Source organism: Marinobacterium sp. YM272 (assembly GCF_050908845.1).
Classification (GTDB): Bacteria; Pseudomonadota; Gammaproteobacteria; order Pseudomonadales; family Balneatricaceae; genus Marinobacterium_D.
Map to the genome: position 1 here is coordinate 3,588,551 of NZ_CP194171.1, position 15,989 is coordinate 3,604,539.

15 protein-coding genes and 1 tRNA gene are annotated in these 15,989 nt (G+C 56.2%); 7 read left to right on the plus strand and 9 right to left on the minus strand.

All coding sequences use genetic code 11. The features are described 5' to 3' along the window. Nucleotides 1–25: 25 nt before the first annotated feature. Complete coding sequence (locus ACQUQP_RS16040) at nt 26–796, minus strand: SDR family NAD(P)-dependent oxidoreductase (RefSeq protein WP_432696038.1); 771 nt, start codon at nt 794–796, stop codon at nt 26–28. Nucleotides 797–1,274: 478 nt separating this feature from the next. Between ACQUQP_RS16040 and ACQUQP_RS16045 the strand changes: the two genes are divergently transcribed. Next, nucleotides 1,275–1,991 carry an IclR family transcriptional regulator gene (locus ACQUQP_RS16045; RefSeq protein WP_432696039.1) on the plus strand — a complete coding sequence of 239 codons (717 nt, stop codon included), beginning with the start codon at nt 1,275–1,277 and terminating at the stop codon, nt 1,989–1,991. Between the two features lie 261 nt (nt 1,992–2,252). On the opposite strand, the gene ACQUQP_RS16050 is transcribed toward ACQUQP_RS16045, so the two are convergent. From ACQUQP_RS16050 to ACQUQP_RS16065, 4 genes are all read right to left on the minus strand, one after another. Next, a complete protein-coding gene (locus ACQUQP_RS16050) occupies nt 2,253–3,275 on the minus strand; it encodes an AbrB family transcriptional regulator (protein ID WP_432696040.1) in 1,023 nt (340 codons plus the stop codon). A gap of 75 nt (nt 3,276–3,350) precedes the next feature. Next, nucleotides 3,351–4,877 (minus strand): tripartite tricarboxylate transporter permease, encoded by a 1,527-nt coding sequence (locus ACQUQP_RS16055; RefSeq protein ID WP_432696041.1) that lies wholly within the window; start codon nt 4,875–4,877, stop codon nt 3,351–3,353. Nucleotides 4,878–4,880: 3 nt separating this feature from the next. Next, nucleotides 4,881–5,315 (minus strand): tripartite tricarboxylate transporter TctB family protein, encoded by a 435-nt coding sequence (locus ACQUQP_RS16060; protein ID WP_432696042.1) that lies wholly within the window; start codon nt 5,313–5,315, stop codon nt 4,881–4,883. Nucleotides 5,316–5,323: 8 nt separating this feature from the next. After that, nucleotides 5,324–6,301 carry a Bug family tripartite tricarboxylate transporter substrate binding protein gene (locus tag ACQUQP_RS16065; RefSeq protein WP_432696043.1) on the minus strand — a complete coding sequence of 326 codons (978 nt, stop codon included), beginning with the start codon at nt 6,299–6,301 and terminating at the stop codon, nt 5,324–5,326. A gap of 198 nt (nt 6,302–6,499) precedes the next feature. Between ACQUQP_RS16065 and ACQUQP_RS16070 the strand changes: the two genes are divergently transcribed. From ACQUQP_RS16070 to ACQUQP_RS16080, 3 genes are read left to right on the plus strand one after another with little or no spacing between them, the layout of a single operon-like run. Continuing rightward, the gene (locus tag ACQUQP_RS16070) at nt 6,500–7,168 is read left to right on the plus strand and encodes a response regulator transcription factor (protein WP_432696044.1); all 669 of its coding nucleotides are present in this window, start codon (nt 6,500–6,502) and stop codon (nt 7,166–7,168) included. Beyond that, entirely contained in the window at nt 7,155–8,546 is a 1,392-nt protein-coding gene (locus tag ACQUQP_RS16075; protein WP_432696045.1) for a sensor histidine kinase, read from the plus strand. Before ACQUQP_RS16070 ends, ACQUQP_RS16075 begins: the two co-directional genes overlap by 14 nt. Next, a complete protein-coding gene (locus ACQUQP_RS16080; RefSeq protein WP_432696046.1) occupies nt 8,543–9,634 on the plus strand; it encodes an ABC transporter substrate-binding protein in 1,092 nt (363 codons plus the stop codon). The genes ACQUQP_RS16075 and ACQUQP_RS16080 overlap by 4 nt, the downstream gene beginning before the upstream one ends. Nucleotides 9,635–10,128: 494 nt before the next feature. On the opposite strand, the gene ACQUQP_RS16085 is transcribed toward ACQUQP_RS16080, so the two are convergent. Then, nucleotides 10,129–10,216 (minus strand) — tRNA-Ser (locus ACQUQP_RS16085). A 286-nt stretch (nt 10,217–10,502) separates the two neighbouring features. Between ACQUQP_RS16085 and ACQUQP_RS16090 the strand changes: the two genes are divergently transcribed. Together ACQUQP_RS16090 and corA are read left to right on the plus strand one after the other, a co-directional pair. After that, nucleotides 10,503–11,483, plus strand: a complete 981-nt coding sequence (locus ACQUQP_RS16090) for a calcium/sodium antiporter (RefSeq protein ID WP_432696047.1) — start codon at nt 10,503–10,505, stop codon at nt 11,481–11,483. A gap of 13 nt (nt 11,484–11,496) precedes the next feature. Beyond that, on the plus strand, nt 11,497–12,453 hold the full coding sequence (gene corA, locus ACQUQP_RS16095) for a magnesium/cobalt transporter CorA (RefSeq protein WP_432696048.1): 957 nt from the start codon (nt 11,497–11,499) through the stop codon (nt 12,451–12,453). A 9-nt stretch (nt 12,454–12,462) separates the two neighbouring features. Here the strand turns inward: corA and ACQUQP_RS16100 are convergent, their stop codons facing one another. Continuing rightward, the gene (locus tag ACQUQP_RS16100) at nt 12,463–13,698 is read right to left on the minus strand and encodes a DUF3422 family protein (RefSeq protein WP_432696049.1); all 1,236 of its coding nucleotides are present in this window, start codon (nt 13,696–13,698) and stop codon (nt 12,463–12,465) included. A 274-nt stretch (nt 13,699–13,972) separates the two neighbouring features. Here ACQUQP_RS16100 and ACQUQP_RS16105 point away from each other — a divergent pair, with 274 nt between their 5' ends. Next, on the plus strand, nt 13,973–14,536 hold the full coding sequence (locus ACQUQP_RS16105) for a hypothetical protein (protein ID WP_432696050.1): 564 nt from the start codon (nt 13,973–13,975) through the stop codon (nt 14,534–14,536). 74 nt (nt 14,537–14,610) lie between these two features. Here ACQUQP_RS16105 and ACQUQP_RS16110 read toward each other — a convergent pair whose 3' ends face one another. Continuing rightward, nucleotides 14,611–14,952, minus strand: a complete 342-nt coding sequence (locus ACQUQP_RS16110; RefSeq protein ID WP_432696051.1) for a hypothetical protein — start codon at nt 14,950–14,952, stop codon at nt 14,611–14,613. After that, nucleotides 14,949–15,932 carry a GTP-binding protein gene (locus tag ACQUQP_RS16115; protein WP_432696052.1) on the minus strand — a complete coding sequence of 328 codons (984 nt, stop codon included), beginning with the start codon at nt 15,930–15,932 and terminating at the stop codon, nt 14,949–14,951. Before ACQUQP_RS16115 ends, ACQUQP_RS16110 begins: the two co-directional genes overlap by 4 nt. Nucleotides 15,933–15,989: the final 57 nt, after the last annotated feature.

A 15,989-nucleotide genomic window follows, 5' to 3' on the forward strand; every position in this document is an offset into this window, starting at 1 on the left:
GTACTTAACAAACGGCGTGAAACCATCAGGCAGCCAGAAAGCCACCATCAACCGGCAGCGTTACGCCATTAACGTAGGAGGACATTGACGAAGCAAGGAACACAACAGGCCCGATCAGCTCTTCCGGAGTACCCACTCGGCCAGCCGGGGTGCGGCTCAAAAAGCCGGCCAGGCGCTGAGGGTTGCTTCGCGTCGCTTCGGTCATCGGGGTTTCGATGACGCCCGGTGCAATGGCGTTTACCCGTACACCGTAGGCAGACAGCTCTCGTGCCAGTGCCTGAGTAAACATTTTGACGCCGCCTTTGGAGGGCGAATATCCCAGAGTGTCAGCAACACCCGCAAAAGAGGCGATAGAACCTACATTGATAACCGTGCCTTTCGTTTCCTTCAAGGCGTTAAGCCAAGCATAGGTAACGTTAAACGTACCATTCAGATTGACATCAATAACCTTCTGCCAGTTTTCAACGGCTCGTTCACTTTCAATCCCTTCGCGAATGATAATTCCAGCGTTATTGACGATGATGTCGACAAGCCCGATATCAGCGCCAACGCTTTTTGCAACCGCCAGGCACGCATCTGAAGACCTGACATCAAGTAAAAAAGCCCAGGCTTCGCCTCCGTCCTGACGAATCAGTTCAGCTGTTTCCTGAACCGTATCGTTGTTCAAATCAGTCACAATTACTCGCGCACCAGCCGCGGCAAGTCCGAGAGCTATCGCTCTTCCGTTTCCCTGCCCTGCTCCAGTTACCAACGCAATGCGCCCCGACAACAATTGGTTGTTACTGTCGTTAGTCATGCTATTCGAACCCTCGTGTTTTGTTGTTATTTGAACAAACGTTCGCCAACCCTTGCAGGCCTTCGCTCAACCGAAAATTGAGCCTTAGAAGCTCCGCAAAAGACTGAATAAGCCAGAGCTCTGCCTATCAGATAACCCTGGCGAGACGCCTGCCTGATGACACCCCGGGGTTACTGACAACGCAAAACCCAGCTGTTGTGTCCTTCACCTACAGACCGCCCCTCACCTATTTTTCAAGAGCGAGTATGACCATACCACCGGCATTTGTTATTAGCAAATGCATATATCATTAGCTAATATAAAATCATAAACATATAAATACATCATTATTTTAACCAATACGTCCTGTATCTCTGATATCATTCAAGCCTTCTGTGTACATATCCAAGGTAGGAATTGAGTGAAAACACGGCGCGGAATTCAGTCGATAGAGGTCGGAGGACAACTTCTCCGAGTGCTAGTCACCTGTGGTAAACCGATGGCATTGCGCGATGTGGCAAAACAGGCTGATATGACTACAGCAAAAGCCCATCCCTATATGGTCAGCTTTTGCAACCTGGGCCTGGTTAAGCAGGATCCCGATAACGGTCTTTATGAGCTCGGCCCTTTCGCCCTTCAGTTAGGACTGGTTTGCCTTCAGCGCTTAGATGCGGTTCAGGAGGCAAGGCCCGAACTCAAAGATCTGGCTGCGAAAACCGGTCAGTCCGTAGCCATTGCCATATGGGGAAACATGGGCCCCACCGTTGTCGCAATGGAGGAATCGAGCTACCCGATTCATGTAAACCTTCGGGTAGGTGCCGTGATGTCAATTCTCGACACCGCCACCGGTCGCGTATTTGGTGCTTTCCTGCCGCCGAAAATGACAGAAAAGCTGGCGCATGAGGAAAATAAAAGACTCAACCCCGAAGATGAAACAAAACGGGGGCATATCATGAAGGAATTCGAGCAGTCACTGAATGACATCCGTACCCATATGGTTGCGCAGGCTCTCGGCTGCCCTGTTCCCGGTATAAACGCACTCAGCGCTCCGATATTTAATCACGATGGCAATGTAGTCCTGGCTCTGACCGCGATGGGACCAGCGGGGGCTTTCGATGCTTCGCTGGATGGCGACATAGCCAACCAACTGCGGCAAGCCGCCCAAAGCGTTTCCGAACGCCTCGGATACGGCGTGGGCGAACAGGCCTTTTCCTGAGACGCGGGGCGGTCAGGGAGGGGTGACTTAGCCCCTTCGGGACCGCCGTCACCAGCTCAGCATTGTCTCGCGTCGCGAGACCAACGTGGCCCGACTCGAACCCCGGTCGAGGATTTTCACCCTCCCTGTCGAGTTTCGTTGCCCCTGAAACGACGAAACCCTAGCCTCCTCAGATATATACCCGACATCCACAGGATATATCGGCAACCGAAACGGAATGTCTCAATTGCTTCAGTAACCGCTTATACCAAGGGTCAGCGATCAAATAGGCTTACTTTCCCCGTCACCCCCTAATGCCCTGAACAGCAACGGCAGCGCAAAACACATGATCAGTACCCGCAGCAGTTGGTGGGTTGCGACAAAGATCGGGTCTACATCGGTGCTGAACGCGATAGCCACCATCACCTCGATACCGCCTGGCATGTATGAGAGCAATGCCTGTAGCAGCGGTACATCGAAGCAGAAATAAAGCACCAGCGAGAACATTGCGCAGATCGATAGCGCCAGCGTTAAACCGCCTACCGCGCCAAATATGGTTTGCCGCAGCAGAGCCAGGTCCAGCCCGGCCATACGTACCGCTGTTGCCGTTCCCAGCAGCACCAGCACCGCCCGAAACCATTCCGTCGGAATACGCGGCTCTACCCCCAAACCGAACTTCAATACCAGCGCACCGGCCATCGCACCGACCAACATCCCGGCCGGCACCTTCAGCTTTCGGAATACCCCGCCGACAACACCCGCTCCGACAAAAACCAGTGCCAGATCGGTGTAAGCGACCTCTACTGCTAACCCGTTGCTTTGCCGGTCCACCACCGGAAACAGCAGCGGCAGCACCGAAACGAGAAAGAACAGGCGCACGCTGTGAACCAGCGCGATCCGCTTGACGCTGAGCTTGGCCTGGGCTGCAAATATAAGCACCACTGCCAGATTGCCAGGCACTGAGCAGAGCAGTGCATCGCTGCCACTCCAGCCGCAGCGGAAGCGGTAGAAATAGTAGAGGGAAGTAAGAACCAGCCCCAGCATAACGATCATCATAACGATGCTCAGATACCAGTCACTGATATGCTCAAATATGTCAGCCTCGATACTAGAAGCGATCGAGACCCCTACGAAAAGTGAAATCCAGGTCGTCGTGCTGGCCGGCATATAAACCGGTACTTTACAACCGCTGGCGGCAAGCACCGCGAACAGGGCTCCCAGGAGCCAGGGAGAGGGTAAACCAACGAGGCTTGCGAGACCGCCTCCCGCGGTACCGACAGCCAGTGTTAAAAGAGTCCTTACCATAGGTGCTCACTGTAGAGAAAAAGGCGGACTCACTGCCGCGAGACCGCCTTTAAGGGTGCATCTTTTGACGTCAGATCAGTCGTCCACTTCCGGTGCCATCGCGGTCCGTTTGCTTTTAGCCTTAATCCGCTTCATCAGCAGCGGCGCAAACAGTGCAACAACCGAAGCAGCAGCCAGGGTAATCGTCATCCCGCCCTGGAACAGAACAGACCAGTCACCACCGCTCATCGACAGAGCGCGGCGCAGGTTTTCTTCCAGCACTTCACCGAGTACCAGACCCAGGATCACCGGCGCCAGCGAGAAGTGGAGCTTGCGCAGGATGAAGCCGAACAGTCCCAGCAGTACCATGAAGAACAGATCGAAGCTATCACCGTGGATCGAGTAGATACCAACGAAGGTCAACATCACGATTACCGGAATCAGGTACGACTGCTTGATCGATAGCAACCGGACGAATACACCGATCAGCGGCAGGTTCATTACCAGCAGTGCAATGTTGCCGAGGAACATGGAGGCGATCAGACCCCAGGCGATCTCAGGCTTCTGTTCGAACAACAGTGGGCCCGGTGTGATGTTGAACATCAGAAGTGCACCCAGCAGGATCGCGGTGGTGCCGCTACCCGGAATACCCAGGGTCAGCATCGGCACCATCGCACCGGCAGCTGAGGCGTTGTTCGCTGCTTCAGGAGCCGCCAGACCACGCACATCACCCTTACCGAACTGCTCGCCATCCCCCTCGGCGATACGCTTCTCGGCACCGTAGGCGACCGCACTCGCTATTGACGCGCCAGTGCCTGGCAGTACGCCAATAAAGAATCCAACCACGGTGGAACGCAGCACAACCCAACGCACTTTCACCAGGTCAGCAAAGGTCACAAAGCTCTTGCCAACCGGTGTCACTTTAAGATCATTGTTGACCCACTGTTCCAGCAGCACCAGCACTTCACTGATCGCAAAAACGCCAATGACAACAACGAGGAAATCCACGCCATCAAAGAAATTGGGTATACCCAGGGTGAAACGCAGCACACCGGTGCCTGAATCTATACCGACAGTAGCCAGCAGCAGGCCAATCAGGGTACCGACCAGGGTTTTGATCGGACGGCTTCCTACCATGGTGGCCAGGCAGGTAAAGGCGAAGACCATCAGCATGACGTATTCCGCCGGGCCGAATTTGATCGCCAGGTCACTCAGCAGCGGCGCCATGGCGACCATCAGAATCAACGCGCCCATGCTGCCGGCAAAGGAGGAGACTGCAGAGATCGCCAGTGCGCGACCGCCCTCACCCCGTTTCGACATGGGATAACCATCCAGCGTGGTCATGATCGCACCGGCATCGCCCGGCACGTTCAGCAGAATACTGGAGATACGGCCGCCGTATTCGGCACCGTAGTACACACCTGCCAGCAGAATCAGGGCAGACTCCGGCGGAAGGCCGATCGAGTAGGCCAGAGGCAGCAGAATCGCTACGCCGTTGATCGGGCCGATACCCGGCAGTGAACCGATCAACGTACCGGTAAAGCAGCCAAGCAGGACCAGAAAAAGGTTAAGCGGAGTGAAGGCAACCGAAAAGCCGGTCGCCAGTGCAGATAAAACTTCCATCGATCAGCCTCCGAAAATGGCGCCTGCCGGAACATTTAGCTGAAGCAGATCTGTCAGCATGAAATAGGAAACGATGCTCATCACCAGCGCATACACGCCCGCGACCACCGGCTTGGCGCCAAACTTCCAGGAGAAGACCGCGCCTACGATCGTCGTCGCTACAATAAAGCCCATCGGCTCGTACATCAGCGCGTAGACATACATCAGCACCAACGCACCGACCAAACGCAGAAGAACCTGTTTTGACGGGTGCCAGTCATCTGCACTGGGCTTGAAGATCAGCCAGAGCGAGGCAAGCGCCAGCAGCGCCGACAGAATGTAGGGAAAGGCCTTGGGGCCCAGGGGCTCATACTGAAAAGGTACTTCGAACTGGGCGGCTGCCCAGGCGACGAGCCCGGACAGCAGCAGCAGCGTACCTGCAAAGATACGATCGTACACGGCTAGCCTCACTTGATAAGACCGGCTTCTTTGGCAAGCTCACGCATCAGCGCAACGCGCTTCTTCACGTCGGCATCCAGCTCGGCACCGGCAGATTTGTAAGGCACCAGGCCCTGATCCAGAACGGTCTGCTGGAATACGTTGCTGTCGTAAGCTTTCTTGAATGTCTCGGTCCAGTAGTCGTAGGCTTCATCGCTTACATCAGGGCCAAGGTAGAAGCCACGCAGGATCGCCCACTCGGCGTCGTAGCCCTGCTCAACAGCGGTTGGGATATCCTTGAACTCGCCGTCCAGACGCTCCGGAGACATGGACGCCAGAACCTTCAGACGACCGGCTTCCAGCTGACCTTTCATCTCACCCATATCACCCGGGTAAACCTTGATGTGTCCGCCCATCAGCGCTGCGATCGCTTCACCACCGCCTTCATAGGCGACGTAGCGCATCTCTTTCGGATCGACACCGACAGACTTCATCAGAATCGCCGCTTTCATCCAGTCCTGGCTACCGACACCACCGCCGGCGCCCAGCACGAAGCTGCTGGGGTCCGCCTTGATGTCTTCAACCAGTTCGCCCAGCGTGTTCCAGGGCGCATCGGCCTTGACGATAACGGCACCGTAATCCACGCCTGCAGCGCCTACCCAGCGTGCATCGTTCTCATCCAGATCCTTGCCCCACTTGGACTGCGCCAGGTTCAGCAGAGAGCCGGAGCTGAATGCCACCAGGGTATCGGCATCATCGCGACGGTTAGCATTGATATGGTTGTAGGCCACGGCGCCAACGCCGCCCGGCATAAAGGTCACCGCCATCGGTGAAGGCAGCAGACCGGCATCACCGAGACCGTTGGAGGCAATACGGCAGGTCAGGTCGAAACCACCACCGGGTTTGGCCGGCGCGATACATTCGGGTTTCTCTGGTTCAAAAGCAAAAGCAGATACGGAAGTGGCGAGGCCCACTGCCATCAGAAGAGAGCGAGTCATCGATTTCATGCGTATTTCTCCGCGCGTTGTTGTTGTAGTTAGCCCGCTTGGATGGGGTTAATGGTGGAGAGTAAATGTCTAACCTGACCCAAACCTGACACGCCTGATTACTGCACTACTTCTTTGCACTGATGCACCGCTCTGGACATATATTGCAACTTCGAATTAACTGGCAGCCGTTGAACTGCTACACGGGACTCGCTGCAGATGCGCCTTCTACTGATCGAAGACAACACTGAACTGGCCAGTGCCATCAGTGAATATTTCAGCCACATAGGCCATCCGCTCGACTGGTGCGAATCAGCCGAGGCGGCCGAGCGACTCCTGGCTCACCAGGGCTTCGATATGCTGATTCTGGATATAAATCTGCCGGGCAAGAGCGGCTTTCAGCTGCTCAAACAGCTCCGTAACCAGGGCAAGGAGATCCCCGTACTGGTGCTGACTGCAAGGGCAGAGGTGGACGACCGCGTAAGCGCACTGGACCTGGGTGCCGACGATTACATGGTCAAACCGTTCGATTTTCGCGAGCTTGCCGCGCGTTGCCGGGCACTGCTGCGGCGCGAACGCGGCAACGCCAGCAACCTGATGGTCTGCGGTAACCTGATCTACGATGCGGCTTCTGCATCTGTCACCTTGAATGATGAGAGGATCGACCTGCGTGCCCGCGAGATACAGATGCTGGAGCTTCTGCTGAACAACCTGGATCACATCCTGACCAAGGAGCAGATCGCCGACCGCCTATACCGATTCGAAGAAGCCTATACGCCCAACGCCATCGAACAGGTGCTCACCCGCCTGCGCAAAAAGCTGACCGATTCGTCCCTGAAGATCAAAACCATCCGTGGCCTCGGCTACCTCGCCCATGTGGATGACTAACGCCAACTACTCGCTACGCAGACGGCTGCTGGTCGGCACTGCTAGCCTGATGCTCGGCGTACTTCTGCTGCTCAGCGCCGGCGTGTGGAAGTACGCCAGTCATACGGCGGACCTGTCCTATGACCGACTGCTAACCGGTTCGGCGCTGGCCGTTATAGAACGTATCCGCTCCCGTAACGGCGCGGTTGAGGTCGACCTGCCCTACGCCGCGCTGGAGATTCTCTCCCTCGCCCCCGATGACAAGGTCTACTACGAGGTCCGAGGACCCGACAGCCTGTACCTGACCGGCTACGATAGTTTTCCCGTACCCGCGGACTACGCACCTTCCAGCACACCCCGCTTTTATGACACCGAATTTCTCGACGAGCCGATCCGCGCCGTAGCGGTGGCTAAACGACTTAACGACCCTGGGGTATCGGGCTGGGTAGAAGTACATATCGGGCACAGTCGTGAAGCTCGCAATGCACTGACCCACGAGATTCTGCTTGGCGAAATGGCCACCCTGGTGCTCGTTATCACCCTGGCGCTTGCCTGCCTCGCCTTTGGCATCAACCGCACCCTGGCGCCGCTGAACAGCCTGTCCCGTAACCTGCGCCAACGTCGCGTCGAAGAAATGGGCCCTCTGCCCGACACTCACATCCGCGAGGTCAAACCGCTGGTTGCCTCCATCGACCAGTATCGTACCCGGCTGCAGTCCAACCTGGATAGCATGCAGGTATTTATCGCCGACGCCTCGCACCAGATCCGCACAGCCCTCAGCGGTGTTCAGGCCCAGCTCGATATTGCAGAAATGGAGCCGGAACCGGAGATGCTCAGGTCCCGTCTTTCGCAGATCCGCAACCAGCACCGTCGCCTGAGCCGCCTGACCAACCAGTTGCTGACCCATGCACTGGTAGCGCACCGCCGTGATACGCATCAGTTCCAGCCGGTTAACCTGAATAAGCTGCTCAGCTCGATTCTGACCAGCGAAGTACGCGACCATGCCGACTCGGATATCGAGTTCAACTACCAGAACAGCTACCGTGAAATAACGATCGAAGCCGACGCCGTCAGCCTGCGTGAATGCCTGCGCAACCTGATAGATAACGCCATCAAATACGGCCCTGCGGATAACAACATAACGCTTGGCGTAGACGTCAATAAAGGAGAGATCGTCCTGTTTGTGGATGATAGCGGACCAGGGATTCCTGCGGATATGCTCACCCGCGCGGTGCAACGATTCGAGCGCATAGACAGCGAGAACAATGCACTGGGTTCCGGGCTGGGTTTGGCCATCGTCAAAACCGTTACCGAAGCACACGGCGGCTCACTTCATCTTAGTAACCGCTCCCCCAAGGGGCTGCGCGTCGAACTTAGAATGCCCTGGGAGCGAGCATGATAAAAAACATCCTTGCTGCAATCAGTTGGCTATCGTTATCCACGGCTCTCAACGCAGCCAATGACACCAGTGTTCCGGAACCCGCTTTTGAGCAGTTCACAACCAATAACAGCGGCCAGCGGCTGGATATTTACAGCGCCACCGATACCCGGGCCATCGCACCGGTGATCGAAGCCTTCGAGCGCTTACATCCCTCTATCGATATTCATTACAACGAATACGAGTCCACCACCCTGTATCAGGCGGTGACCACAGGTGAGCTTAGAGATTCCGATGTGATACTCAGCTCGGCAATGGATCTGCAGATCAAGCTGGTCAATGATGGCTACGCGCAGCCGCTCAGTGTTCCCGAAGCCGAATCTCTGCCCACCTGGGCTCACTGGCGCAATGAAGCCTATGGCTTCACTTTTGAACCGGTCGTTTTCGCCTACAACAAAGCGGCTTTCAGTGCCGATGATCCCGTACCCAGCAGCCATGAAAACCTGGTAAACGCCCTGCGCAACGAGCCCGAGCGTTACTACAGGCGGGTGGGCAGCTACGACGTGCGCCTATCCGGCACCGGGTACTTTTTCGCCACCCAGGATACCGTGGTCTCCAGCGTCTCCGGCCGCATGCTGGAGAGTCTGGCCCGCGCCAACTCCCGCACCTACTGTTGTACCAGCTCCATGCTGGACGACCTGGCCAGCGGCAAACTGATCCTGGCCTACAACCTGCTTGGCTCCTACGCGCTGGCTCGGTCCCGCACCGATGATCGCATCGGCGTGATCATGCCGGAGGACTATACCCTTGTGATGTCACGTATCGCCCTGGTACCCAAGTGGACCGACTCCTTCGAAGCGGCACAGGCGTTTGTCCGCTTCCTGGTATCGCCCCATGGACAACAGATCATCGCCAACTCCAGCAACCTGATCGCTCTGCGCGGCGAAGCCTCAGGCACCTCATCGATCAAAGCAATTAGCGAAAACAAGCAGCTCCGCTTCCACCCGATAAAGATAGGCCTACCAATCATGGCCTTTCAGGATCAAATGAAACGGGAACGTTTCATCCGCGAATGGACTCAACTTTTCGATTCAGAATCGCGAGATTAGCACTATTATTTCAACGTTATTCCCAATGCGTTGCGTCGATCGATTAAACCCACAGCACATAGCGGACTTTAACGACGGTCGGAGGCGGGCTTGTGCCTAAATGACAGCTACTGCCCCCCAATCAAGTCGATATACGCGCTGGTGATTATCCCGCTACCAGAAGGGCTTCCAGCTGACAGCACACAAAATTGACGCACAGCTCCAGGCCATCCAAAAGTATCAGCCTTGGGCGGATTTCAGGCGTTGAAAGGCGTAATTACATAAGCAGAAGAAGGCCCTCGAAGGCCGCCTTATTCACAGCACAGAAGCTTCACTGAAACCAAAACACTGAATCGCTGGAACGACTATCAAAATGATGGCAACCAGGGATAGATGACTTAGCGCCTTCAGGGCAGCCGTCGCGAACCCCGTTCGAGGGTTCCCCCCTCCCTGTCGAGTTTCTCTGGCCCTGAAACGACGAAGCCCCGTCACAACGTGACGGGGCTTCTGAATGATGGCGGTCAGGGAGGGATTCGAACCCTCGATGCCTTTCGACATACACACTTTCCAGGCGTGCTCCTTCGGCCACTCGGACACCTGACCTTAATCCCCTGAATCGCGCTTTTTGAGGGCGCCGACTCAAGTGGCTGCGCATTCTATCAGACTGATTTGAAAGAACAAGCGCTGAATTAAACTTTCTTTCAGATCATTTTATACGGTGCTCCCAAACGCCCCTGTGCGGCGGCTTACCGCCTGGTGCGGTAATCGAAAAATCCTTAGTGGCAGGTCGAAAAAATCGTTATTCGACGACGTCTCGAGTCTGAGAAGAGCCCCCCTTAACTGATATAGTAACGCCCTGAGTTTTCAATGATTTTCCGGGAGTGGATAGATGTTGCTGGCAATTTTGGCCGTCGTTGCGGGATTAGCGCTGCTTGTATGGAGCGCTGACAGGTTTGTGGATGGGGCCGCGGCCACGGCGAAGCATTTGGGCATGCCCACGCTGCTGATCGGCATGGTGATCATCGGGTTTGGCACCTCGGCCCCGGAGATGGTGGTTTCTGCACTGGCGTCCATGCAAGGTAATCCTGGCCTGGCACTGGGTAACGGTTACGGCTCCAACATCACCAACATAGCGCTGATTCTCGGTATTACCGCCCTGCTCTGTCCCATTGCCGTGCATTCGCAGATTCTGCGCAAGGAGCTGCCGGTACTGGCGGGCGTCACACTGCTGGCCGGCTATCAGCTGATCGACGGACATATCAGCCGCATGGACGCCATCGTGCTGCTGGTGGTGTTTGCCATCAGTATGGGTTGGTCGATCTGGCTGGGCATGAAACAGCGCGGCGATGCGCTCGGTGATGACTTTGAGCATGAGATGGAAGAGAACCTCATGCCGATAAAAAATGCGCTGATCTGGCTCTTCATCGGCCTGGTACTGCTGGTTGCCAGTTCCCGCCTGCTGGTCTGGGGCGCGGTGGATATCGCATCTGCTCTGGGCGTCAGTGACCTGATCATCGGGTTGACCGTGGTCGCCATCGGTACCTCCCTGCCTGAGCTGGCGTCATCAATCGTCGCTGTACGCAAGAACGAGCACGACCTGGCCCTGGGTAACGTCATCGGCTCCAACATGTTCAACACCCTGGCGGTTGTGGGTATCGCCGGCGCCATTCACCCCATGGCCGTGGAGCCTGAAGTACTCTACCGCGACTGGATCGTGATGGCGGCACTGACCCTCTCTCTGTTCATTCTCGGCTACGGCATGCGCAAAGCCGGACATATCAACCGCCTTGAGGGTGGGCTGCTGACACTGGCCTATGCCGGTTATACTGGTTACCTGATCTATACCGTCGTACAAACCGCCGTCGGCTAAGGAACCCATCAGTATGATGCGAGCCTATTCGATCGAAAAGGAACACCTGGTCGAATGTGAACTGGAGCCCCAAACCGCCGCCTCGACACTGCGCGAGGTGGCGTGGATCGACCTGCAGGAGCCCAACGAGCAGGAGCGCTGGCTGGTCGAGTCGATGTACCCGGAAAGCCTGCCCGATGCCCACGAGGTTGAGGAGATCGAGTCCAGTGCGCGCTATTTTATCGAAGGCTCGGATATCCACGTCCACTCCCTGTTTCTGTATCAGTCGGAAGGACGGCATCAAACATCTACGGTGGCGTTTACGCTCAAGCCCGACCGGCTGCTCAGCATCCGCGACGTGGAGCTGGCCGACTTTCGCCTGATGCGCCTGCGTGCCCGGCGTGGCCGGATCGAGGCAGACTCGGCATTGCAGATATTGACCTCCGTGATGGACCAGAAGGTGGATAACCTGGCGGACCAGCTGGAGGACCTGCACCGCAATCTGGAATCGGTCAGCACCCTGGTGCTGGAAAAACGCGACAGCGGTGAAATGGAAGAGTCGCTCGACAAGCTGTCCCGCCTGGAGGACAGCAACGGCAAGATGCGGCTGGTGCTGATGGATACCCAGCGGTCGATTTCATTCCTGCTCAGACATATCCGCCAGTTTCCCCAGGAACAGGAGAGCTGCCGCGAGCTGCTGCGCGACCTGGATACCCTGATGTCCCACGCCAACTTCATGTTTGAGAAGATTAACTTCCTGATGGATGCGGCCCTGGGCTTTATCAATATTCAGCAGAACCAGATCATCAAGACGTTCTCGATCGCTGCCGTGGTGTTCCTGCCGCCGACCCTGGTCGCCAGCATCTACGGCATGAACTTCGAGCATATGCCTGAACTTGAATGGCTGTTGGGGTATCCCGGTGCCCTGGGCCTGATGGTGCTGTCCGGCATTGCCCCCTACTGGTACTTCAAGAGCAAGGGATGGCTCTGAGCCAGCCGCTTAGTCGTCTTCGATGCCACGCAGCATCCTGCGGACATAAAGCCACAACACCAGTGCGATCAGTGGTACAGCGCCGCCAAGAATCAACAGCGCCATATCCAGCAGGCGATCGACCTGAATAGTGTTGCGCAGGGTGCGTTCTATCAGGTCGAAGGCGTAGTAGGTCACAACGATCACTGTAAAGCCTTCCAGTTTCGCCTGCAGACGCAGCTGGGATCTCGCGCGGCCACTGAGCGTGCTCAACAGGTCACGCACCTGCTGCTCGGTGGACAGATCCACCTGCGAACGGATCAACTCACTGGTTCTGGCGATGCGCTGCGACAGGCTCTCGATCCTCTGACCTGTTGACCGACAGGTACGGTGTGCCGGATCCGCGCGCCGCTCCATAAACTGGGCGATCGTCTGCAGCCCCTCTATTCGCGCCTCACGCAGCTCATCGATGCGGCTGTCCACCAGTGCGAAATACGCCTCGGTGGCGGCAAAGCGGTTAGCCGTTGATGCCGCCAGCGCTTCGACGCCGGACGCCAGCACCGTCAGTTCATCGAGAAGATCGGCGGCAGGCTCTGACGACAAGCGTGAACTGATACGCGCCAGCGACTGATCAAACCGCGATACCTGCGGCATCACCCTGTGCGCTTCAGGCAGGCCCAGCAGTGCCATGTGGCGATACACCTCGATCTCGCATAACCGCTGCAGCAGACGCCCACGCTGATAGGAGCCAAGCGATATATCCTCGACCAGTATCCGGGTCAGGCCACTATCATCACGGTGATGGAAATCGGTCCAGGCCCTGGCCGCCCCACCCATCATTTCAGAGCCGGCTATCTGGTGCTTGAACTGCCCCCGGACCCAGGTGTCCACATCTTCGGGACCGCCAGAACACACCAGCTCGCAGCCACAGAGAAAGGCACCGTCCAGGCTCTGAATACGCTCCAAAAAGCCTGACGGCAGATCTTCACTGCCAAACCGGTAGGCGGTCAGCGTATAAAATTCGTTGTGGAGTTCGAACCTGAGGGCGCAGAGTTCGTTGCGGCAGAAAAAGAACGATCCCAGCGGAGCATCGTACAGCCCCATCTCCTGCGCCAGTTTAACCACCTCCCGTTTTACACGGTCCAGGTGGGTCTGGTCATCGACGGTCACCGCCACATGAATCAAAGAGACTGGGGAATAAAGCTTCTGGAACGGGCGGGCGTGAACTTCGCCGATAATCTGATGACGCAGCGGATGTGTTCTCATTCAATCTGATCCATAGGGCGACTTATACTTAAGTCTTAGATAATGCCCTAGACCAATCCTCCTGTCTTCCCGCTCAATCCGGCATCACTTTGGTCCGCCTGCAACAACTTACCATCCATACACTGTGACAAAGCCGACAAAACAGACGCCCAAGCGTCGTGAAGCCTTTGCGACAATATACCCACCTCATTGATAGTTAAGGGAATTATCCAAAAACTCAAAGTCGGCCACATTCTTGCTACCACAGCTTGGTAATCGAATGAGGACGACGACGATGTTATTGAAGACCTATGACGAACAGTCGCTGCTGTTCAACACCAACTTTTTGGAAGATACCAGCAGCGGTGGATTCGCCTATCGCGGTGAGCTGGTGATTGAAGAGGGAGAGGTTGCCGACGCCAAGGGCCGCCGCAAACCGCCCGTTGCCCTGCTCTTCGGCGCCGTTCTGCTGGAAGAGAGTGAAAAACTGAAACTGGTGGTTGGCCTGCTGAACGACCTGAGTCAGCTGGAGCTGCTGCTGGAGAAGTACGGCAAGGATCTGGCGGATGATCTCGCGGCGATGATCTTCGTACGGAACATCGGCAATCCGATGCTGGTCGAGACCGGTGGCAAGACATTCAATCTGTTGCCGCTTGATGAAGGGATCCCCTGGAACGAGGCGATCGAGGAACTGGCGCTGGAAAAAAGCGACTTCAAGGGACAGTCCGCCGGCGACAAACTGGTCACGCTGTATAACGAGATGAAAGGCTTTAAACCCAGAGGCGCAAGTGTTGTAACGCTGGAAGAAGCCCTGGACCAGACGATTGAGGTTAAACACACCGCTCGCGGTCCCGTTTAAGCAAAGAGCACCGGGCGAGTGCCCTTCCGGGTGGAGGTTGGGCGCTCGCTCTTTTTTACGTGCGCCCCTGCCGGTTACAGACTCTCTTCAGTCGCCTCAAACTTGGGTTTGATCAGCGCCACATGATCCCGCACCAACCCCACGTTGGTCTCTTTACCGGACATGCAGATCAGAATTCTGCCATCCTGCAGAATAAATCCACTGAGACGCTTGCTACCGATCTCCAGGTGCGCCTCATTATGGTTGGTTCTGATCTTGCTGACGTTCTGAAACACGTAGCTGAATGCTTTCTTGGCAACCGTTTCATGGTTGCGCTGCTGACTGGAAAAGGTGGAGACGGTGATCTCCGCACCCTCTAGGATACAGCAGTTATCGACGATTCCAGGCTTAGCAACCTGCGCAAGTAACTCCCTCATTCTCCACTCCATTGCAGCAGATCCTGCGCCTGCTGTTTAACCACAGTCAAACTCAACTCTTTTTCCGAACACAACCCCAGCGCCTGCCGCTCTTCGACAAACACCGACAGGGTCTCGTGTTCCGGGCCGCACAGCACAAGGTTGTCGATATTACCCATGAATGCCACCTTCTTCTCCAGCGCCGCTACCAGGTTCACCATGGTTTTCAGCATCGCCTGGCTCTGCATGCTGTTGATATTGGTTTCCAGCACCTTGCGGTCGGGCCCCAGATGCATGGCGCCGGTGATACCGCGGGTGTTCATGGCCGCATCCATCAGGGACACAGCGTTGAACAGTTTCACCGGCTTGGCAGCATCGGTCTGTTCGGCTGTATCGTCCGGCTCGTCTTCAATCACCGGCGGGCGATGCGCCATGAGCCGCTGTCCCAGTCCATCCCAGTCCAGCTCCGGCTCATAATCGCTGAGCACCGCTTTAACCACCTCGATGACCGAGTCGGGATAGCGTGCATCGATAAACAGCACGGAGGTAAAAATCCCCATACTCTTCAGCTCATTCATGTAATAAGCCTGGTCGGGGTGGGTCTGCTGATCGGAGTGAGTGACGGCGATGATCAGCTGACGCTTGACGATATACTCACGAAACTCGTCCAGGTAAAAGCGAATATCCTTGAACGGGTCGTTGCGTGTGTTATCCACCAGCAGCACCAGCGCCTTGGCATCATGGACCAGGTCGCTCATCATCAGCTGCCACATGAAACGAAAACGTTCCTGACCCGGCGTGCCATAGAGGTGAAGCTTGGAGTCGTCCGACAGTTCAAGCACACCGTAATCCATGGCAATGGTGGTTTTCTGCTTACGCCTGATCGCCGAATCACTGACACTTGCGTCGGTATCAATTGTCTCGATATCGCTCAACGAGCGAATGGCAGTCGTCTTGCCGGAGGCAACCGAACCGGTGAAAAGTATCTTGTACTCAGCCATTTTACTTCCTCATTTCATCGCTCTCTGCCCGCATCTTGCCTTTATACGGGCTGCTCA